16 protein-coding genes are annotated in these 22,487 nt (G+C 43.4%); 8 read left to right on the top strand and 8 right to left on the bottom strand.

The window, feature by feature from the left end:
* The 4 genes from L4D74_RS13280 to L4D74_RS13265 all read left to right on the top strand — a co-directional run bounded on the left by L4D74_RS13280 (position 1) and on the right by L4D74_RS13265 (position 4,633).
* A complete protein-coding gene (locus L4D74_RS13280; protein ID WP_428752543.1) occupies positions 1–429 on the top strand; it encodes a hypothetical protein in 429 nt (142 codons plus the stop codon).
* A gap of 19 nt (positions 430–448) precedes the next feature.
* On the top strand, positions 449–1,867 hold the full coding sequence (locus L4D74_RS13275; protein ID WP_428752542.1) for a DUF4832 domain-containing protein: 1,419 nt from the start codon (positions 449–451) through the stop codon (positions 1,865–1,867).
* Positions 1,868–2,007: 140 nt separating this feature from the next.
* A complete protein-coding gene (locus tag L4D74_RS13270; protein WP_428752541.1) occupies positions 2,008–3,261 on the top strand; it encodes a DEAD/DEAH box helicase in 1,254 nt (417 codons plus the stop codon).
* A 157-nt stretch (positions 3,262–3,418) separates the two neighbouring features.
* Entirely contained in the window at positions 3,419–4,633 is a 1,215-nt protein-coding gene (locus L4D74_RS13265; protein ID WP_428752540.1) for an MFS transporter, read from the top strand.
* Between the two features lie 124 nt (positions 4,634–4,757).
* Here the strand turns inward: L4D74_RS13265 and L4D74_RS13260 are convergent, their stop codons facing one another.
* The 4 genes from L4D74_RS13260 to L4D74_RS13245 form a co-directional block, all read right to left on the bottom strand.
* Positions 4,758–5,957: an MFS transporter gene (locus L4D74_RS13260; protein ID WP_428752539.1), complete on the bottom strand. Its 1,200-nt coding sequence runs from the start codon at positions 5,955–5,957 to the stop codon at positions 4,758–4,760.
* Positions 5,954–7,216, bottom strand: coding sequence for a hypothetical protein (locus L4D74_RS13255; protein WP_428752538.1), 1,263 nt, complete (start codon positions 7,214–7,216; stop codon positions 5,954–5,956). The genes L4D74_RS13260 and L4D74_RS13255 overlap by 4 nt, the downstream gene beginning before the upstream one ends.
* A 7-nt stretch (positions 7,217–7,223) precedes the next feature.
* Positions 7,224–8,417, bottom strand: a complete 1,194-nt coding sequence (locus L4D74_RS13250; protein ID WP_428752537.1) for an ROK family protein — start codon at positions 8,415–8,417, stop codon at positions 7,224–7,226.
* Between the two features lie 353 nt (positions 8,418–8,770).
* Entirely contained in the window at positions 8,771–10,030 is a 1,260-nt protein-coding gene (locus tag L4D74_RS13245; protein WP_428752536.1) for an adenylosuccinate synthase, read from the bottom strand.
* Positions 10,031–10,169: 139 nt separating this feature from the next.
* Here L4D74_RS13245 and L4D74_RS13240 point away from each other — a divergent pair, with 139 nt between their 5' ends.
* From L4D74_RS13240 to L4D74_RS13225, 4 genes are all read left to right on the top strand, one after another.
* Positions 10,170–11,021: a LysR family transcriptional regulator gene (locus tag L4D74_RS13240; RefSeq protein WP_428752535.1), complete on the top strand. Its 852-nt coding sequence runs from the start codon at positions 10,170–10,172 to the stop codon at positions 11,019–11,021.
* Positions 11,022–11,206: 185 nt separating this feature from the next.
* Positions 11,207–12,970, top strand: coding sequence for an ABC transporter ATP-binding protein (locus tag L4D74_RS13235; protein WP_428752534.1), 1,764 nt, complete (start codon positions 11,207–11,209; stop codon positions 12,968–12,970).
* Positions 12,964–14,736 carry an ABC transporter ATP-binding protein gene (locus tag L4D74_RS13230; protein WP_428752533.1) on the top strand — a complete coding sequence of 591 codons (1,773 nt, stop codon included), beginning with the start codon at positions 12,964–12,966 and terminating at the stop codon, positions 14,734–14,736. Before L4D74_RS13235 ends, L4D74_RS13230 begins: the two co-directional genes overlap by 7 nt.
* A gap of 286 nt (positions 14,737–15,022) precedes the next feature.
* Positions 15,023–16,843 (top strand): PhoX family protein, encoded by a 1,821-nt coding sequence (locus L4D74_RS13225; RefSeq protein ID WP_428752568.1) that lies wholly within the window; start codon positions 15,023–15,025, stop codon positions 16,841–16,843.
* Between the two features lie 260 nt (positions 16,844–17,103).
* Here the strand turns inward: L4D74_RS13225 and L4D74_RS13220 are convergent, their stop codons facing one another.
* Genes L4D74_RS13220 through L4D74_RS13205 form a run of 4 tightly spaced genes read right to left on the bottom strand, consistent with a single transcriptional unit; the run spans position 17,104 to position 22,424 of the window.
* Complete coding sequence (locus tag L4D74_RS13220) at positions 17,104–18,240, bottom strand: protein-glutamate methylesterase/protein-glutamine glutaminase (protein ID WP_428752532.1); 1,137 nt, start codon at positions 18,238–18,240, stop codon at positions 17,104–17,106.
* Positions 18,241–18,242: 2 nt separating this feature from the next.
* Positions 18,243–19,067, bottom strand: a complete 825-nt coding sequence (locus L4D74_RS13215) for a CheR family methyltransferase (protein WP_428752531.1) — start codon at positions 19,065–19,067, stop codon at positions 18,243–18,245.
* The gene (locus tag L4D74_RS13210; RefSeq protein ID WP_428752530.1) at positions 19,067–21,889 is read right to left on the bottom strand and encodes a methyl-accepting chemotaxis protein; all 2,823 of its coding nucleotides are present in this window, start codon (positions 21,887–21,889) and stop codon (positions 19,067–19,069) included. The genes L4D74_RS13215 and L4D74_RS13210 overlap by 1 nt, the downstream gene beginning before the upstream one ends.
* Positions 21,882–22,424 (bottom strand): chemotaxis protein CheW, encoded by a 543-nt coding sequence (locus tag L4D74_RS13205; protein ID WP_428752529.1) that lies wholly within the window; start codon positions 22,422–22,424, stop codon positions 21,882–21,884. The genes L4D74_RS13210 and L4D74_RS13205 overlap by 8 nt, the downstream gene beginning before the upstream one ends.
* Between the last annotated feature and the right edge of the window lie 63 nt (positions 22,425–22,487).

Here is a 22,487-nt window from a genome sequence, read left to right as displayed (position 1 = left end):
GTGAGTAGCCATCAAATGAAAAGTGACACAATGGAAGAGCCGAAGAAAAGTAGAGCGGTTACCCAGTTTTATCATGTTCTCGATCACGATACACAACAAGACCTAACCGAAGAGCAAAAGTTAGCCATCGAGAAGGCAGTGGATCGTGTAGGGCTTGTTGCGAAACATTCGCTAGATGTTCGCAAAACCTTTCCGTGGTTTGGTAAGCGTTATTATGTGGTGTTGTTAAGTGGCCGCGACCGTCGTGCCACGTCACGACAGGGCGAGTCAAAATGGCTAGTCTACGCAACAACGGCTCTTGTCACGACATTATTGCTGACAGGAGTGTTGCTAGCATTGCTTGCGTTGTATTTGCTAAAGTCTGCTTTGGGTATTGATATTTTTGAAGATTTTTCTCTTGGAATATGGGATTGGTTTCAATCACTGTGAACGTTTAACTGGAGCATAGATGAACAACCGTAGGCAGACTAAGCGGTCGATTCCATACCTATTGGTATTACTTTCTGTTGTTGCGTTTTTTGTTCGCGCAGCAGAGAGTGAGGAAGAAGTCACTTACATAGAAGCGTTGAACACTCCCATCACAAACCCAGGAACAGGTATTGAAGCTTTCCATGATGGCTGGGGAGCGGTGTTAACGATAGCGCAATATCCAGCGTCGGGCATGGGCTACTATCGCTACTACTGGACTGAGTTAGAGCCAAATGAGGGAGAATATAACTTTCCTCTTATCGATGCTTTGCTGACAGAGCAAACTGGAATAGCACGTAAGGTGGCGCTGAGGTTTATGGCGCTTGATGAACCGTCTACGGGAAGTAAAATCCCTCAGTGGCTTATTGATAAGGGCATTTCAGGCCAATGGGTCGACAGTAATAAAACGTTCGTGCCGGATCTTGATGATCCAACGTATTTATTTTATGTCGAAAGGTTACTTAACGCATTTGGTCAGCGCTACGATGGTCACCCGCAATTGGCTCAAATGGATATTGGGATGGTGGGTTCTTGGGGTGAATGGCACAACAGCAACTTTACAGAGCTAGAGCCACTATTAAAGAAATACCCAACTCAATTGTTAAATAAATACGTCGACATGCATTTTGATGCTTTTCCAATGACGGCAAAGTTAATGTTGCTAAATGGTGGCAAATCCCTTGCTTACGCCGTTGAAAAAGGCGCAGGTTGGCGAGCAGATTGTTGGGGTGATTGGCATAATTTCTCCACAACGTGGAGTCATATGAGAGATGACTATCCCTATCGTATTAAACAGGCGGAATTGGAAACGCCATTGTTTTCCACAGCTTGGCAGCGTGCACCCGTGAGCTTTGAGGTGTGTGGTGATATGCAAGGATGGTTGGCTGATCAAAAGTACACTAGAGCACAGGTAAAGGCGTCACTGGATTGGGCGATCAGTCAGCATGTGAGCAGCCTTAATCTAAAATCGAAACCCATTCCGGAGCAATATCGTGATCTGTTGGATGACGCGTTATTAAAAATTGGTTATCGCTTTCGAGTTGATACCTTTCGCCACCCGTCGCGCTTAGAGGCTGGCCATGAGTTTACTTTTGAAACGCAGTTCATCAATGAAGGTGTGACTCCTACTTACCAAGCTTACTATGCCTATTTTCGATTGGTAAATAGTGATAACGATGTTGTTTTTCTTGGTCGTGATGATACGAGCACTCAGACTTGGCTTCCTGGTTCGTATCAATCGAGCTTGACGGCTGTATTACCAGAAGGCTTAACACAAGGTCGCTATTATATTGAGGTTGCCGTCAGCGAAAGTCGTGAAAGTGCGCCGTTAAATTTGGCTAATAAGGGTAAGCAGGCTGATGGATGGTATCGCCTAAGTGACGTTGTTGTTATCGAGTAACTCCAACATGTGTTGCTCTATACACCACCTTATCGCCGAGTTTTAACGATAATGGTGTTTTTTGCTGATTTAACTAACCGAAAAGGGCAGAAATAGACTAAAATGTCCGGCTATTATTTTAGCCTGAGCCTTTTAGATTAATGAGCACTATCACCACACCAGCCAACTTTGATGAACTTGGCCTTATACCGCCGTTATTAGCCCGACTTTCAGAGATGGACTATCAACAGCCAACGCCAATTCAGGCGCAAGCCATACCGAGTATTTTGGCTGGACGTGATCTGATTGCTGGAGCAAATACAGGATCAGGGAAAACGGCTACGTTTGCTTTGCCATTGTTACAGCGATTACATGAAGAAAAGCCGTTGATGACTAAAAGCGCGAAAGGCAATTACGTCTCTGGGTTGATTCTCGTTCCGACCCGCGAGCTTGCGAAGCAGGTAGCTGACGCGATTCGTTCTTACGCCGTGCATTTTAATGGCGCGATCAAAACCGTTGCTGTATTTGGCGGTGTCTCTGTGAATACGCAAATGTTAGCTCTGCGAGGCGGTACCGACATTTTAGTCGCCACCCCAGGTCGATTACTCGATTTGATTTCCAGTAATGCGATTAAGCTAGATCAGGTAAAATCTCTAGTACTTGATGAAGCCGATCGTATGTTAAGCCTAGGATTCACTGAAGAGCTGACAAAGTTGCTAGCATTAGTGCCAAAGAACAAACAAACCTTATTGTTTTCAGCTACGTTCCCAGAACAAGTACAGGCGTTAACCCAAGGTCTGTTGAATAATCCATTAGAAATTCAATTACAAAGCGCTGATGCGAGCACTTTAGTGCAACGCGTATTTACGGTTAACCGTGGTGCAAAAACGGCTGTACTTGCCCATTTAATCCAACAGCATCAATGGCGACAAGCGCTTATTTTTGTTAATGCAAAGAATGCGTGTAACCACTTGGCTGAGAAACTATCGAAGCGCGGCATTACTGCGCAAGTCTTCCATGGTGATAAAGGGCAGGGCGCACGTAGTCGTGTGTTAGAAGCATTCAAAGCGGGCGAAGTGGAAGTGCTCATTGCTACTGATATTGCCGCTCGTGGCCTCGATATTGAAAAACTTCCGGTGGTAATCAACTTTGACTTACCAAGAAGCCCGGCTGACTATATGCACCGTATTGGTCGAAGTGGTCGTGCTGGAGAAGTGGGTTTAGCATTGTCACTGATTGATTACGAAGACTACCATCACTTCAAAATTATTGAGAAAAAGAACAAAATTCGTCTTGAGCGGGAAGAAGTCGCTGGCTTTGAAGTAGAGGAAGAATTTAAAGAAGAATACCTTCAACTCAATAAGCCGATGGCAAAGCCTGCGGGAACGGGTAAAAAAAAGAACAAGCGTAGCTAGCTTGGTAGATAGGTGGCTGCTGAATAAACGTCATTTCTCTTAAATTACAAAGCTAATTCTGCCTGTCCCAAGAACTGACCTCCGGTATGTTACTTGGGACATAGACAAAAAGTAGTATTCTCACTGAACATACTTCATAACTCGATGGTATTGCCCAGTGAGAAAACCACCGCTTTGGCACAGTGCACAAGCAACGATGGGAATCGTTGGGTGGATAGGCGTTGCTGCTCTATTAAACCCTATCATTATTGAGAGGACCGGTAGCGGGACTCTTCTTGGTCAAGTCATGGCCCTAATTGGTGGCGCTGGAATATTAGCGCCATTGATCGGCACCATCAGTGACCGATATTCTTGTCATAGTGTGCTACAAAAATTCGGCGTGTTTATTAACCTCATCGCGTTAATTGTGTTGTACTTTGCTGAGACGGCAGCGATTACGTACTGGTTAGTCGGTGCGCTAATAGGCATTGGCTGTGTGTCGTTATTAGTACTCAATCCAACGTTTGTCCTTGCATCGAGCAAAGATCAAAATGAAGAAAGTAAAGGACTGGCGAGTTTATTTCAGTTTCAGTTTCTCGGGGTGGTTTTGGCTGGTGTGCTTATTGCTGTTGCGGGGTATTTTGAAGTATCGAGTAGTAACCAGTTATTTATACTAATGGCGCTGCTTGTGTTGGTGCTCGTTGCGTTGTTTGTCTCCCCGCCACCTAAAATCCACGCTCCTAAAAATGAAGCTAGCCATGACTCCAATGATACCGCTCCTTTGATAGCAAAGAGAGGTAGCCTATTTGTTATGCTGCTGTTTTTGCTGGCGGTATTTTTCTCGATGTTTCTTTCGTCGAATCTTATGGAGTTAGGCCCATTACTCATCAGTGAAGTTTATGATGTTGAAGTGGGCAACTCAGCACTTGGCATGGCGATGTCAGCAATTATTAGTATTTTTTTGTTGGAGTCTGCGGGGCGTTGGATGCAAAAGGTAGGGCCATTCAAAATTTGGTATATTGCTCAAGCCGCTTATTTAGTCATCGGCTCTGTCTTTTGGTATACCGCGGGTAAATCGGTTCCTGCTGCTCTACCTTTAACATTATTAATCTTGTTAATGCAGACGATGTCATGGAACGATATGGTGGTGCCAGCTATAGCCGGTCGTCTTAGCACTAGCTCTCCTGCATTAACACAAGGCTTACTCATGTTTGCGATGGCTGGTGGGTTTGGTGTCGGAACCATGGTGGCAGGGTTGTCGATTGATTACTATGGTTATGCTTCAGTGTTTACTGTATCGCTGGCTGGTATTTTAGCGTCTATAGCCTGTATTGGATTACTTAAGATTGCTACTTTCAAGAATACGCGAAGGCGTGAGCTTAAGGCCTTTTGAGTCGTTGACATGCACGCTTTCCTTTTAATTTGAGACATGGTTTCTGTAATATATAAAACGCCTAATGATGTCATTAGGCGTTGAAATAAGATGATCGCAACTATTTTTGCGTGAATAGAAAGGTTTAACGATCAATCACTTTTTTGGTGATTAGCGCCAAGGTCAGCGTGATTAAACCAAAAATGGCAATCACCCCAAAACCAGCGTCTACTCCAAAACTATCAGAAACGGTACCGATCAACATTCCCGATACTGTTCCACCAAGACCCGCGGCCATATAAGTCAAGCCAATCACCGTTCCTTCCTTGTTAGTGCCACGACAGATAATAGTTTGTGCGGTTGTCCATAGCAGGGACAACCCAAAACCAAATATACCAAACAAAATTGTCGCGTTTTCTACATACATGGTACCAAGAATTAGCGAAATACATGAAATTAGAGAAAATAGAACTAATGTATTGGACTCGCCTAATTTGGTTGTAATCATGCCCCCTAGGAAGCGACAAATAGTAAAAACAAAGCCGAACGATGCCAATATTTTTCCGGCACCCGCTGTTTTCTCTTCTAGTGTCATTCCTGCAATGTCAGCGTTCTGCATAAACAATGGGAAAAAATTGAAAAACGACGCTTCCATCGCGACATAAAAAGTGAAGAAAGACAGAAGGAGTAGTACTTTTTTGTCTTTTAATACCGTGACGGCGTCCGCGACGGTCAATCGATCAGATTCTTCTAATTTCTCCAGCTCGATCGTTGCCATCATTACCATGATCACAACAACTATCGCGGTGATACTAAAGTAAAATAGTCGCCATGTTTGATCGTTGGCTGAAATATAGTTTAATGCTAATGGAGCTGCTATTAGGCCGACGCCAAACATAGCATTACCGACATTAAATAAGGTGCTTGCTTTTTCAGGGAAAACCTTGGGAATGACACTGCATATAGCGGTTAGCATAGAGCCAATACCTAGCCCAATCACTGCATAAAACCCTAGGAAGAAGAGTGCTGAACCCGCTAAACCTGTGCCAACTAATCCCATAACCATAAGGCCAGAGCCACTCAGCATCATTATGCGGATGCCTTTTTTATCGGTGAGGTACCCTGTCACCATTGCAGCGCCTGTGAATCCCAGTTGGAAAATGGACAACAGTGTTCCTATCATCGTCATTGAAATATCAATATCGGCTTGAACTTGGCTTAGGACCATTCCTTTAGTCGTTTGAATTGATCCAAGCAGTAACATCGTCATGAATAGAGACAGATAACAAATTAGCTTGGTTCGAACGTCAACTCTTGATTGGGCTTGTAATGTAATGTCGTTCATAATACTTCCTTATTAAAATGACTTACTGCTTCAAATAGATCGTCTCCAGCCCATCCATAGCAATAGTAGAGTAGTGCGTTTGCCTCACTGCTATTCGCAGCTTTCACCGCTTCGATGAGTTCATCAGCTTCCAAATTCCACATTTGAATACCACTGAAAATGAACGTACCAGGCTGAGACTCAATTCGGACGTGATTATTCATGTCTTTTACAAACGAAATGGGATATCCAAACTCTTTGAACTGAGAGTAGGTAAGCTCGTAAGGCATACTGAACACTGACAAAAATGCACGGAACATGTCTTCACGTTGTTGTTCTGTATCGGCGTAGTGTTCGATTAAACCTTGCACATCTGCACCGCCACCTAATTTGTGATATGGAAAGTGCTTAAGGGCATTAGAATGTTTTGTTAGTTCACGGTAATTTTGACCTAATAACCATGAATATTTTGGTGACCATAGATCGAGCCATAATGTGACGTCTGAGTTTTGTTGCGTTAACGCCTCAACAAAATCAGTAATAGAATCTTGCTTAAACTTGGTCCAAGCTTGAATAATAGGGTCATCTTTAAAATGCTCACCAAAGGGTTGGTAGTTTTTTGAATTAAGCTCTGTAACGTAATAATGAATGCGTTCAATTGTCTTTGTTACATCTATACCTACCTGTTTCATTTTGGTTTTGCACTTATCACAGAAACAGGTGAATAACTGGTCAGGATCGATTGATTCACCAGCCCAATCTGGAAATCGAATTCGGTCAATTAAAAATGTGCTATAGCCATATTTGTTTTTTATTGTCGAGAATGTGCGATTCCAAAATTCGAGCACACCAGCACCATTAGGGCACACCCAATGTTTTTTTACTTGGCCGAGGTAATCAACCACGTGGCATTGGTCTACATTACCCTCGAAATGACCATTAAGGACGTTTACCCAAGGGATCACTTCAAAATTGGTATGCTTTAGGCCAGTGTTTAGTGATTGAAAGTAGTCGTAGTCGTGTGTGACATTTTCAGCTAGCTTTTGGCGAAGTTCACAACCAGTAAAGTCAACGTGAACCTGCAACGTACCATCGCCCATCACCACACTGTTTTTTGGATTGTGAGGTAATATACCGATAGGAACAGGGTTACGTTCAAAAATGCTATTTACCTGAGCAAATATGTATTTGATATCGCCCATGGTATTGAGCCTCTGGGTAATAGCATTAATTCCTTCATCTTCAACATCGTGGCTGTGTATATGTATTCCGTTCATCATAAACCCTCTATAGTGTCACATTAGGTAATAGTTTTAATAATGGATACTTACTGGTAAATCCGATGATTGCTGCGCCAATTAATGGTGCGTTGCCCCCAAGATTAGAGACTTGAATATCGACCGAGACATGTTTGAGAGTATGTCGGTTTACCAATTCTTGTGTACGTGGTAGAAATAAATCGGACGCTGACGCGATCCCGCCATAAATAACGACCTTTTCTGGGTTGGCTACGCTTATCGTGTTGATAATACTAAGGGCTAAATAGTCCGAAAGTTCTTCCAGTAGGCTGCGGGCAATTAGGTTGCCTTGTTTCGCTAAATTGATAACGTCTTCGCCGGTCAGGTTGGAATGAGTCAGTTCATTAAAACGTTGCGCTAACCCCGATCCCGAGCATAGGGTTTCAAGCGCGCCTTTGTCCGCCCAATTACTCGACAATTGATCTCTGGACATGACCATGTAGCCAATTTCGCCTGCTGCATTTGAGTGCCCGCGAATTAGGTTTCCATCTAATACAAGCGCTGACCCTAATCCTGTGCCGATACCGAGTAACACTGCATTTTTTGAACCTTGGCAAATTCCGGATTTTAATTCACCAATGAGCGCAGACCTTACGTCGTTTTCAATAACAACTGGGAGACCGAGGTGAGGGGAAAGGTGTTGCGATAGGTTAAAATTTTCCCATTGAGGTAAATTAGGTGAGCCCCCCAGAACATCCCCGGTGCTAGGATTTACAATTCCTGCTGTGGCAACGCTCACTGCGGCAATTGATGTTCGGTCAATGCTGGACTCTTCGATAAACGAATCAATGTCATTGGACAGCTTCTCTATGAACTTTGCGCGATCAGCAACCTTATAGGTAGCAATGTTTTTGCTGTACACCGGAGTAATAGTCAGGTCAAACATGGACAGTGCAATCTTCGTTCCTCCCATATCAACAGCGACCACATAATTGCCAGTTGGGTTTACTGCTAATACTTTGCCTCTTTTGGTGACGGCATTATTTGCGACTCCAATGTCGTCACCGATCTCGAATACAGCGTTTTCTTTTATTAACTCAGCAACAATCTCGCTGACACTTGGCTTACTCAATCCACACGATTCAGAGAGTTCGGCTCGAGTTGTTTCGGTTATCTCAATTATTTTATTAAGGACAAGAAACTTATTGTTGTTTCGTTGTGTTGCTTGATTAATGGATTGCACATTACACCTCTGTTATGCCGCCTAACTTAATGATGAATAATCATCAATGGAAAGCACTTTTTAAGTGACTAATTAGTTAATAATGCAATATTAAGTTAGGTCACCTAACTTTGCTTTCGAATTGATCACAAAATTTACGCTTAGTGACTTTTGTGTCATTAAGTGTGAGATTACCCACGTATTTGATAGGGTTATAGGCTGCTTCGGGAGAATTATATAAATCGCGGTTTAGTAGAGTGGAGGGGGAGCATGGATACGTTTTAACTAAGACGATGAATTGCAGATGAAATCAACCCAGCATCAGAGCTGGGTTGATGGAGAAATGTTGATTGTGACTGAAACCAACAGCGTATTTAGTTGCGAATTATCATCTGCTCACGCTCAGGACCAACAGATACCATACGAACGGGTACACCCATCAGTTCTTCAATACGAGTGACATAGTCTTGAGCACCTTTAGGTAAGCTCTCGAAAGTACGACAGCCTGTAATGTCTTGTTCCCAACCCTGCATATTTTCGTAGACAGGTTTAAGCGCAGCAGTTTGCGGCCAAATAGGATTCTCCGTATGTTCACCGTCATAGGCGACACAAATTTTCAAATCTTTTAGGCCAGTCAAGCAGTCGATTTTAGTTAATGCAATTTCCGTTGCAGCTTGCAGTTCAACGCCATTTTTGGTGGCGACAGCGTCAAAGAATCCCATGTCGCGAGGGCGACCAGTGGTGGCACCGTATTCATTCGCGCTTTCGCGGAAGTTGTCTTGTTCTTCCATCGCGGTAACGAGCGTCCCCGTTCCAACTGAAGAGCTAAAGGCTTTGGCTACAGCAATGACACGCTCTGGTCGTAGTGCCGGTAATCCGCTACCAATACCTGCGTATGCTGCTGTGACGTTTGACGAAGTTGTCCAAGGATATTCTCCATAAACTAAATCGCGGCCAGCCCCTAATTGAGCTTCAAAAAGCAAGTTTGCGTCTTTGGCTTGCAGCGCCTTTAGTGGCTCTGTTACGTTGCAGATAAATGGACGCCAAGATTGAGTCGCTTCTAACAACCATTCTGTGATTTCTTTTGCGCTTTGAGAGTAGTCACAGTTAGGGTAAAGCGCTTTAAGTTGAGGCATTTTCCAGTCGAGCATAAATTGAAGGCGCTGCTCAAGGACGTCTGGTTGCTTTAACCAACCTACAAGAATGCCTTTTTTCATGACTCGGTCACCATAGGCTGGCGCAATACCTTGTCGAGTTGAGCCGTAAGCGGCATCACCTAAGCGTTGTTCCTCTAGCGTATCTTCAAGCGCGTGGAGAGGAAGACAAAGTGTCGCACGGTCTGAAATGCACAAATTCACGCTCACACCTGCCGATTCTACTTCGGCGATTTCTTCGCTAAGAGCGGCTGGGCTGATCACCATGCCAGGGCCGAGTACAGCGGTACAATTAGGATTAAAAATGCCGCTTGGAAGTTGGTGCAATTTGAAAGTACCAAAATCATTGACGACGGTATGACCTGCATTGTTACCGCCTTGAAAGCGAATACTTGCAGACGCATCTGCTGCCAAAAAGTCAACGATACGACCTTTACCTTCATCACCCCAGTTAGCACCCACAACAACAATAGACGACATAATACTTCTCCTAATTGATTAGGAAATTAGATTACCGCTGTGGAGTAAATAAGGAAAATTAATTATAATTATTAACTTAATAAGAAAATCATATCAAGATATTCTATTTTCTCTACGTGACTACTTATCAGAGGTAACGATGTTAGATATTCACTGGCTGAAAACCTTTGTCATTTTGGCTGAGCATAAACACTTCGGTAAGGCCGCCAATGCACTGCATATGACTCAGCCAAATGTGAGTTTGCATCTCAAGCAACTCGAGCAAACAACGGGCGTAAAGCTCATCGATCGTAGTCCGTTTCACTTAACGCAGGCTGGAGAGCGACTGTTAGAAAGTAGCCAAAAGACGCTACAAGAGTTGCAAGTTTGCCAAGCCGATCTTAATGCTCTTAATGATCTAAACAAAGGCACGATTACTATTGCAGCGAGCGATATTATTTCGCGGATGTTACTGATTAATGCGTTTAAACTGTTTAAAAATGCCTACCCAGGAATGGATATAGTTCTATTAAATACCACGTCTTCTCAGGCGTCTGAGCGAGTAAAAAATGCAGAGGCGGACTTAGGATTTGTTATCTCTCAAAAGCAAACTCAGCCGCTACATTTTGTTGAATTACAGCAAGTTAAATGGGTAGCGTTCGGTAATGACTTTGAAAGATACATAAATGAACAAAGAGAGCTCACGCTTATTCTTCTCGGGCATGATACACGAACGCGAGAGCTGATTGATGAAGCGCTGCCAAAATTAAACTTATCAAACTATCGAGTGATGGAAGTGGGTAGTGTTGACGCGCAAATAGATTGGGCTGAAGCGGGCTTTGGTGTTGCGATAGTGCCTGAATTTGCGCTGTCTACGAAGCGTAATGTCAACACAACAGTAACTCCGTTGCCGGCGTTTCCAACAACGAACCTTGGCTATATTGTTAGGCAGAATCAAATTTTGTCTAAAGCGACGAAGCAGCTTTTAGAGTGGGTTGGCTTTGATAGGTGAATTTGAGTATAGAGCGTGTCAATCTCACTATGCCTGATTAATAAAACCTGTCGATAGGGTTCGCTATTTATATCAAAATTGATAATAATCTAAGTTAATCTTAAGCGATTGTTTTGCTATCGTAAATCGGCTCTATCTTGGCATTCAATCGTTCGCTGTGACACTTTCTGCCAAATAAAGCTCTCATGACTACAAGACAGTTTATCGCGCACTATGTGCGTATGAATCGCAAATCGTACCTACTTGCGATTATTTTTATTTTTCTCGTCAATTGGCTTCAAGTCGAAATCCCACGCTATATTCAGTTGGCTATCGATCTGATTGATGATGCCTCCAATGTTGGTCATCAGCAGCTGCAATATTATGTTGGTATCGTAGTTGGAATGTCAGTCGCCATGGTGGTGGTTCGCATTCTGTCGCGAATGTATGCGCTTAATCCCGGACGGATCACGGAAGCGGCATTAAAAAATACCCTGTTAGAAAAATTGAACCGACTACCGAACAGTTATCACGAAAAGTTTGCCTCTGGAAGGTTGATATCGATTATGAATAACGATGTCATGGGCATTCGGCTGCTATTCGGTATTGGCTTTCTCCAGTTCTTCAACACCATGTTCGCGTTGTCGCTTACCCCCTTATATATGTGGCGAATTTCACCAGAATTAACCCTCTATTCTGTTATCCCTATCTCTATAGCATTTGTGATTTTTCGTGTTGGATTTACTCGTATGAAAGCACTTCATACAGAACACATGCACCGCCTTCAAAACCTGTCGGCGCAGCTAATGAGCTACCTTTCAGGCATTGATTTAATCAAAAGCCAGCGAATGTCTTCTTGGGTGACGGCAGAAACGGAAAAACTCAACCAACAACTGTTGCGATGTCGCATGCGAATTACGCGTATTCAAGTGTTTTTCATGCCAGTTTTGGATTACGCCAATGATGTGATGAAAATTCTTATTCTGGGTCTTGGTGGTTATATGTTGATGAATCAGGAACTGACTCTAGGTGAGATTACGGCATTTTTGACCTATTCCGTATTACTGGCCATGCCTTTAATGCAGTTAGGGCGCATAGCGACGATTTATCAACGCGGCGTGGTAGGGATTCAAAGTGCTCAAACCATTCTTAATGCTGATATTCCTGATACAGATAAAATGGCGCTTTCGCTTGATGGTGTTGAGCAGTTGAAAGGGCAAACGTTCTCTGTTCGTAACCTCAGCTTCCAATACCAAAAACAGAGTCGTCTCATTCTTGATGACATCAGTTTTGATATTCCTGCTGGTAAAAAGGTCGGTGTACTGGGAGGGATTGGCGCTGGAAAAACGACATTAGTTAATTGTCTCAATCATCATCTTGATATACCGAACAATAGTGTGTTTCTTGGTGGCAAAGATATCACAAGCATTTCTCGACATGACCTGCGACGTTATATCAAAACGGTCACGCAAGACCCTTATCTATTTTCAGCAACGGTTGAGGAGAATATTCGATTTGGTAGTCCACATAGTGACGTAGCTAAAGAGCAGGTCGATGAAGTGCTTGCCTTAAGCCAATTAGCCTCGGATGTAGCGCGATTTGAAAACGGCGACCAAACCTTAGTCGGTGAAAAAGGCGTTATGTTGTCCGGAGGGCAGAAGCAACGGTTAAGTATTGCACGTGCGCTGCTAAAGCCTGCCGATCTCATCATTATGGACAACGTCCTTTCCGCAGTCGATTACGACACCGAGCGCAAAATATTGGATGCTCTTTTTCAGAGATTGAAACATCAGTCTGTTTTGGTGGTTTCTCATCGTGTAAACGCGTTGGAGTATATGGATGAAGTCATCGTTCTTAATGAGGGAAAGATCATCGCCAAAGGTGATCATAAAACCTTATTAAAAACCTGTCCGTATTACTACGAAACATGGCAATTGCAGCAGAATGAAACGGAGGTTACCGCATGTTAAAAGGCGTTGACGTAAAGTACCTTAAGCACTTTTTAAAGTTTGCAAAAAGCTATAAAAAATCCGCGTTCATTGGCATTGCTATGTTGCCACTTTCGGTTATTACTAGTCTGTTGTTTCCTTGGCTTATCATTCAAATTATCGATGTTCAATTTAGCCAAAATGACCTAAGTGGACTATTGCAGTACGTGGTTTACCTAGTTCTAGTGCTCATTGCCAGCTACGTGGTGGATACCACTTACGCCTATAATTTGCGTAAAACAGGGCAGCATACAATCACGGACATGCGGTCGGTGTTATTTGCTCGAGTCCTTAAACTACCACGCAGCTATTTTGATACAGTCCCCGCAGGTGTCACGCTGTCTCGCCTTACCAGTGATTTAGAAACGATAGGCGAGACTTTTGTTCAGTCTGTTGTTGGATTGGTTAAAGACTCCATTAACACCATCGCTTTGCTCGTAATGATGCTGTTCATTGATTGGAAATTGACCCTGATTGTTTTAGTCGTTATGCCGCCTGTGATGTATTTGACAGTTCGGGTTCGAAACAAATTGCGGGCGATGCATAAAATCACTCGTTCAGCGTTGGCAAGAGGCATTGGTTTCTTGCAAGAAGTACTTCTTGGTATGGATACCGTTCAGATGTATCGAGCGGAAACGTACGTAGAACGTAAATATCATGGGCACATCGATGAATTCTTAGTGGCACAAAAGAAAATCAATAAATATGATGCGATTTTGTTTTCCTTCATTTCAGGTATCACCTCAATCACCATTGCATTGATGATTTGGTATGGTTCTGAACAAGTGTTGCAGGGAACCCTCACGCTTGGTGTGTTGATTGCGTTTATTAATACTCTAGAGAAGGTATTTGTCCCTATTCGTGATTTCACGTCGCAAATCGCCTCTATACAAAGCTCGTTTGCGGCGTTTGACCATATTGAGGAGCTTTTCACTGAGCCAACAGAAGAAGAGGGACGAGATCTTCTTGCCAGCCATCAGGTAGAAGAATCGCTGAAAAACTTTGAAAGTTTAGAATTTAACAATGTGAGTTTTCGGTACAAACCTGATTCGCCATACGTACTGAAAAATGTATCGTTTGTGTTACAGAAAGGGCACCAAATCGCCTTGGTAGGATCAACGGGATCGGGTAAGTCAACCATCATGCGTTTGATATCAAAAACTTACCAAGATTATGAAGGCAGTATCTTGTTGAATGGGATTGAGTTATCGATGCTTTCTAGTGACGATACTGCGCATCTCTTTTCGATGATGATGCAGGATGTTCATCTGTTTGCCGAAAGTGTTCACTTTAATATTGCCTTAGGTAAAGCTGGTATATCACGTGAACAAGTAGAGCAGGCAGCGCAATATGTTTATGCGGACAAGTTCATTGCACAGTTACCAAAGCGTTATGATTTTTTGCTTGATAAAAATGGCTCAAACCTTTCAGTGGGGCAAACGCAGTTAATCTCGTTTGCTCGTGCTATTGCCCAAGGTGGGCAAGTGATGATGCTTGATGAAGCAACGAGTTCGGTTGATTCTATTACAGAAGATCTTATTCAAAAGGCAATGACACGCTTATTCGAAGAAAAAACGGTAATTGCCATTGCTCACCGCTTAAGTACGGTTAGGCATTCGGATAAGATTTTAGTGTTAGAGCAGGGGCTAGTGGTCGAGCAGGGGAATCACCAGCAACTGGTTGCTATGAATGGTATCTATGCTGGGCTATTGAGCGAATCGATTGTCGCGCCGCATTTGACAGAATAATGATGCGTGTCTAACTGAATGATTAAGCGTATTTAACGGAATAGTCATGCCAACGAGTGACGCTGACGTGGTTGTGGGCTTTGGGTTTTTAATTAATATAAGTGTTAATTATTTGTAACTGACCTGTCATAAATACAGGGCATGATAGCGGCCAGAATATCAATATGGCCATTTGAATGGCCTTTTCTTCAATAGAAAGGAAGTCACTGTGAAGCTATTTAACCAGAACCATGACCAGCGTCCGTTAGATTGTGAACCTGAATTCAATAAATTTGTTGATGCGGCAATGTCTCGTCGACGTTTTTTAAAGGCAACGGGAGCCGCTGGCACGGTTGGTTTTTTTGCAGCCAGTCCCGTGAGCCAAGCTATCGCAAGGACCAAACCAAGCCAGTCAGCACTATTGGGTTTTGACGCGATCGCAATTTCTACCGCGGATACGATAGAGGTGCCAGAGGGCTACCAAGCGGATGTATTGATTTCATGGGGTGATGCGATTAAGAAGGGGGCGCCCGCCTTTAGTCAGTCGAATGACTCAAAAGCGCAAGAAATGCAATTTGGTGACAACAACGACGGCATGACTTTTTTTCTGATTTCAGATGACCGAGCGGTGCTTGCTGTGAACAACGAGTACACCAATAACGAGTACTTGTATCAACATCAAGGCAAGAACATTTCTGCAGACGATGTACGCAAAGGGCAAGCTGCTCACGGCGTATCCATCGTCGAGCTCAAGAAGAATAATGGTCAGTGGCAAGTCAACAGCGAGGGACGTTTAAATCGCCGAGTGACCGCGTTTACTGAAATGGAAATGACGGGTGTTGCCGCTGGACACGATCTGTTAAAAACCAATACAGATAAGTCAGGCAAGGCAATACTCGGTACGTTCAACAACTGCGCGAACGGGCAAACACCATGGGGTACGTATCTTACGTGTGAAGAGAATTTTAACGGTTATTTTGCAGATACATCCGATAATCCATTATCAGAAAGTAATCAGCGTTACGGCCTTGGTAAGAAAGACCGAGGCTACGACTGGTACAAGTACGATACTCGCTTTGATATGGCACAAGAACCTAATGAGCCTCATCGCCATGGTTGGGTGGTTGAAATAGATCCAATGAACCCTAACTCAACGCCTAAGAAGCGCAGTGCACTTGGCCGTTTTAAGCACGAAAATGCCGCGCTTACGGTTAATGATAATGGACACGTTGTGGTTTATCTTGGCGATGATGAGCGTGGTGAACACCTTTATAAATTTGTTTCTAAGAATAAGTATGTAGCGGGTGCGGATTCCAATCGAGATCTACTCGAAGAGGGGACGTTATACGTTGCAAAATTTGAAGGTACAGAAGGCGAGCTCAATGGTAAAGGTCAGTGGTTAGAGCTGACTTGGGGTAAAAACGGACTCACGCCTGAGAATGGATTTCCTGATGCCGCATCAGTGATGATTTTTGCGCGCATGGCAGCAACGCAAGTAGGCGCAACAACGATGGACCGCCCAGAATGGGTCGCGGTTCACCCAAGTAATAAATCGGTCTTCTGTACGTTGACGAACAACAAGCATCGTGGTGTCAAAGAGTCGCAACCGATTAATGCGGTGAATCCACGTGAGAAAAACCCTTACGGACACATTGTTCGTTGGAACCCAATGAATGGTGATCATGCATCAGAGCGATTTGAATGGGATATTTATGTCTTGGCAGGCAATCCAGAAGTTCATCAATCGGGGTTAATGGCGGGTAGTAGTAATATAAACAAAGACAATATGTTTAACAGCCCCGACGGTATTGGTTTTGACATGGCAGGGCGCCTGTGGATTCAGACCGATGGCAAATACTCCAACAAAGGTGATTTTGCTGGCATGGGGAATAACCAGATGCTTTGTAGTGACCCACAAACGGGTGAGATTCGCCGATTCTTAACTGGGCCAATCGCATGTGAAATTACCGGACTGACTTTTTCACCGGATCATAAAACCATGTTTGTGGGCGTTCAACACCCTGGCGAAGATTTAGCCGCTTCCCATTTCCCCGATGGCGGGGATTCTGTACCTCGTTCATCGGTCATGATGATTACGCGTAAAGACGGTGGTGTCATTGGTGCTTAAGGGCTGACTAAATGACTCCGAAAACATCGCGTAGCTAAAAGAGAGACACTTCGGTGTCTCTTTTTAATGAGAAAAAATGTAGCTTCTACACGCCAAATGTCGATAGATCCAGCAAAAGGTCAGGGAGGCTCATTGCTTATATCTTCGAATCCTGAGGATACCGTTAGTGTCGGTTAAACGATCATTATGGGTGAAGTGATATTCGTTGCGGAAATGTGTGTAGTGGTGAACCCATATTGGTGGGCAAACGTTGAGCGGGGCTACTTTGGTGGGGGAGACGTTGGATTAGTGACGGTTAGAATAGCATTAGCTATTTGGTCTATAGGTAATTCACGTAAAACGGCGCCTAGTTTTTTTGCTTCACGTGGCATGCCATAGACGATGCTACTTTTTTCATCTTGCGCGAAGGTTTTTGCGCCGGTTTCCTTCATTTTCAATAGACCTGCTGCACCATCTTTTCCCATGCCTGTCAGGATAACACCGACGCCTAACGCCTTTACGTTTTCTGCAATTGATGCAAATAGCACATCAATAGATGGCTTATGCAGATTTACAGGGGGACCGTCACTTAAAATGGTGTAATACACACCAGCGCGCTTTTGGACCAGAAGATGTTTATTGCCGGGAGCAATATACGCATGACCAGACCGGATTACTTGGTCGTGTTGCGCTTCTTGAACCTTTATTGAGCATAAACCTTGCAGGCGAGCAGCAAATGAACGAGTAAACCCCGCAGGCATATGTTGGGCAATCACGATACCGGGACAGTTGGGGGGAAGCCCTTTTAAGATCTCTGTAATGGCTTCTGTCCCTCCGGTTGATGCGCCGATAGCAATCAGGTGGTTAGTTACATCGCCAATAGGTGGTTTACTGTTTACATGATTGGCGCTTGACGTGGTGTTAGGGGGCGGCATTAATGTGGTGTTTACTTTCGTGGTATTTAGTTTCGTGGTGTTAACCGCTGGAGGTGAGGATACCAACTGGCAACGTTCAAATTGCGCGGCGGCTTGTTTGATCTGTTTGATAACCGACAGTGTAAATGAATCTAAGTTGGTTTTCTGTGACTGGTGCTTGCTGGGTTTGGCAATACAGGACATGGCACCAAGTTTTAGTGCTTGTCGTGCAATCAAAGGTTGGCTGTCTATGAGTTTTGAAATAATCACAACGGGCATTGGCCGTAGTGTCATTATTTTGTCTAAAAAAGCTAGACCACTCATGCCGTCAAGTTCAATTGCAAGGGTAATGACATCGGGGTCTATACGTTTTATTAGGGCTCTTGCTTGTTTTGCATCATGGGCGATTGCCGCCACCGTCATATTGGCTTGGCTACTAATGATTTTATTGAGAACTTCACAGGTTTCATGACAAGAGTCGGTGATTATTATTTTTAAAGGCATGTTCACACTCGCTTATACGTCGTTTGCCGTAGCAATATAAACTGACTCTGGTGACCAGAAAAACTTTCCGAGTGACCAAGAAACAACAAAGCGCCTTTTGGAAGATAATGAGCAAACTTATCTAAAAGAGAGCGTTGAGTCTTTCTATCAAAATAAATCATCACATTGCGGCAAAAAATTGCGTCAAAGTTCTTCTTCATTGGCCATTCGCCATCCATTAAATTTAAACGCTTAAAGTGTACGAGCGCTTTAATCTCAGGTTTAATCTCATATATATTGTTGTGCTTATGGGCAATAAAAAATTGATGCTTTTGCCCCTCTGTAACACGCTCGAGCTGGTCTTGCGTGTAATAGCCTTTCCTGGCAATTGACAGTACGTGGGTATTGAGATCGGTGGCCAATATTTTCACAGGCGGCTGGCTTGTCCCAAATGCTTCAACCATAGCCATTGCAATACTGTATGCCTCTTCACCAGTTGAACAGGCCGAGCACCAAATTCTCACTGGATCAGTAACGTTTGAATGCGCAAAGTATTCGTGAACATGAGCCTTTAACAATTCAAAGTGATAGTGTTCCCTAAAGAAATAAGTCAAATTAGTGGTAAGAGCGTTGACGAAATACTCCCATTCTATATGGCTCTCATCATCCAAAAGCTGAATATACTTGGCGAAATTTACGAGTCTGTTCGCTCTTACACGGGAAATTAAGCGATTATATACAAGGTTCTTTTTATTTTTATGTAGTGAAATACCCACTCGGTTATACGCTAAGGAGGCAATAGCGTTAAAGTCTGCTTCGGTATAGTCAAACTGAGTGTTTATTAACATTAAAACTCAGACCAATCGTTGTCATCATCATGGTTGTGAGCGCCAGAAGTTACGTAACTATGCTGGTTGCCTAGATGCAGCTCATTCGCTCCATTTTGAAGGGAAATTTGTTTTTCACCAGTCTCAAACGCAGCAACGTAAATCGCAAGATTAGCGACTTGTTCTTCAAGTGAGCTAGCGGCTGCAGAGCCTTCTTCAACCAAGGCTGAGTTCTGTTGTGTGACATCATCAACCTCCAATATCGCTCTGGTCACTTGATCAATCCCAACACTCTGTTCAACAGAGGCTTGGGTAATCTCCTCGATTAATTGTGCGACCTCTTGAATGGACATGACCACGCCGGAGATTGAGTCTCCCGCTTGAGTGGCCAGCCTTGAACCTATCTCAATTTTTCGTACAGAGGAGTTGATCAGACTTTCTACTTCTTTTGCTGCGGCAGCGGAACGTTGCGCTAGGTTACGAACTTCGGTTGCAACAACGGCGAAGCCACGACCTTGTTCCCCAGCGCGTGCGGCCTCGACTGCTGCATTCAGAGCTAGAATATTCGTTTGGAAAGCAATACTGTCAATAACCGAAATAATGTTCATTACCTCTTGTGAACTGGTATGGATATCAGCCATATTCTCTACGACTTGCGTCACGACCTCTCCACCTTTGAGGGCATTTACCGATGTTTCTTTTGCTAAGCGGTTTGCTTGTTTGGAGTGCTCGGAATTTTGTTTTACGGTGATCGTGAGCTCCTCCATGCTGGATGAGGTGATCTCAAGACTGCGCGCTTGCTTTTCGGTTCTCTGTGCTAAATCTATATTACCAATGGCTATTTCTTTGGTCGCCGTATTGATGGTGTCCGCTGAGACTTTTATATGCAGGAGCATCTCTTTTAGCTTGGTGACCGTTAAATTAGAACTGGTTTTTAGCTCGCCAAATGCGCCTGAATAATCCGCAGTGATCTGTGAGGTAAGATCGCCTTTTGCTAAAGAGGAGAGGACGGTAACGATATCAGTCAAGCTAACTTCACTGATTTCTAACAGGCGGTTCATATTGCTACAAAGCATGGTGAAGAAGGTATTCTTTCCATCCAAAGCCATACGTTGCGAAAAGTCGCCTTTTACAGCGGATTGAATCACGTGTTCAATCTCTCTCTCTACCGCAATTTCTGATGTACGGTCAGCCCATTCGGTGACATAGCCAATTTGTCGCCCAGCTTCATCGATGACTGGGTTGCTAACGATTCTAAATATACGACCGTTAATATCGATCTCTTGAGTTTCTTCAATGTTGGGTGTTGCTTGGTTGGTTAATAGATGGGCGTTGATGGATTGAGTTTGCTGATTTATCGTAACCAACTTAAGCTCGTTGATGTTATTACCTAGTAATGCATTGGCATCAAAACCAGGAGAGAAGGCTTCGAGCTCTTCTTCGGCTTGTTTGAACATATCGATGATCGATGGATTGACGTAGATGATGGTATTTTCACTGTCTACAATCATCATGTTTGTGCTTACGTTATCAAGGGCAATTTTGATACGAGTCACTGCGACAGCTTGTTGACGAAGGCTTTCCATACTATGCGCCAACTGTACTTTCATGATTTTTAACGATTGGAGTACGTGACCAATTTCGTCGTCTTTTTCAACGTTGATTTCAAATAAATAGTCTTGCTTTACAAGCCGCATAAAGTAACGTCGAATGTCGTTTAATCGAGTGTTGATATCACGGCTGAAAATAAAGGCGAAAATGAGATACGCACAAATAAACAATAGGGTTATAACCGATGCAAGGGCGACTTCAAACCAAAATACTTGTTTACTTTGTTCATAAATTTCAGAAGATTGTAGCCGGTTTTCTAGGATTAGATCATTCATGGACTTCTCATAAGTCGCAATTTCGATTATCGAAGCTTGGATGAGCGAACGGAAATCGGCATAGCTGCGGTTACTTTCTTCGCTAGACGTTAAGGATGAGTATATGTCTGCTAGAGATGTGGTGGCTAATAAATCACTCTGATCGACGATGATTTGATATCTTTCAATCTTATCGTTATGTTCTAAATCAAATTTATCAAGAAGAGTGGAGGTAGTTTGCTCTAGCGTAAAAGCGTTTTCTTTAAGTGTTTGACTGACAAGCAGGTTATGCTCGAAGTCATCAGTTAGAAGTAAGGATTGTAAGAGCAGCCTGTTTTCTTTCCATAATTCGTTGATTGTACGTAAACGGCTATATGATTCAATGTGACTGAGATAAAGGTTTTCGACCGCTTCTTTTTCGGTGTATGAACTGTGTATGCCAATACCAAGTACTGTAAGAAGAGAGATAGTGGCGACTAATACTAACCCGAATAAACGTTGCTTAATCGTGAGCGATTTAAGTAGATGAGATCTTTGCTTCTTAACGACTTTTCCCCGTTTTATAATGAAATTACCCTGTTCTCCTTCTTTAAATTGTGAATATTGTATTTTCGCTTGTTCAAGATCGACCTTATTGGGTTTTGAGCGAACCGACATGAAGCCCTGCTGAACACCGTCTTGGTAATAGGGGGTGACGTCAGATTTGACCCAGTAATATCCGCCGTCTTTTTGTCGATTTTTGATAATCCCGGACCAACAATTACCAGAACTGATCTCTTGCCAGAAGTCTTTGAATAACTCTTTTGGCATATCAGGATGGCGGACGATGTTATGTGGACTTCCTAACAGTTCCTCTCGTGAATATCCACTGACACGAACAAAATTATCATCGGCAAAGGTAATGTTGCCCGACATATCAGTGGTCGAAACGAGTATTTCATTTTCTTGAATGAGGTATTCTCTATCTTCATTATTCATGAGTATGGCCTTTCTGAATGTCATGAGCTTGCGAAACGTCATTTTCAATCTGATTAAATAGAGCCATATCTTGGCTGCTCATCAACTTTTGAATGTGAATGAGAATGAGCATGAGCTCGTTTTGAGAGGCGAGACCTTTAATGTACTTAGTGTCTAGTGCACTGGCAAAGTCTGGTGGGGGTTGAACATCGACAGTGTCGAGTAATAACACGTCAGCGACACTGTCCACGACGATACCTACAATTCGGTGGTCAATATTTAAGATAATAACAACGGTCATGTCATGATAGGTAATATCAGACAAGTGAAATTTAATGCGCATATCTACAATCGGTATAACCACACCACGCAAATTCATCACTCCCTTAATAAAAGGAGGCATATTCGCGATAGCGGTGACTTGACCATAGGTTCTGATCTCTTGCACCGTTAGGATATCAATGCCGTAGTATTCTTCACCTAGCCAAAAAGTTAGGTACTCTTTAGCTTGCGTTTTTATGTCGCTGTCAGAGTTGTTCTTGATACTTGATGTCATTGGTATGTTCCGTGTCTATTGTGTCTGTCCGTTGACTATTGCCGTCCATTGACTAATACCTAT

Origin of the sequence: Vibrio cionasavignyae, assembly GCF_050337155.1 — a bacterium.
GTDB lineage: Bacteria > Pseudomonadota > Gammaproteobacteria > Enterobacterales > Vibrionaceae > Vibrio > Vibrio nomapromontoriensis.
This window is presented reverse-complemented; position numbering and strand designations above follow the sequence as displayed.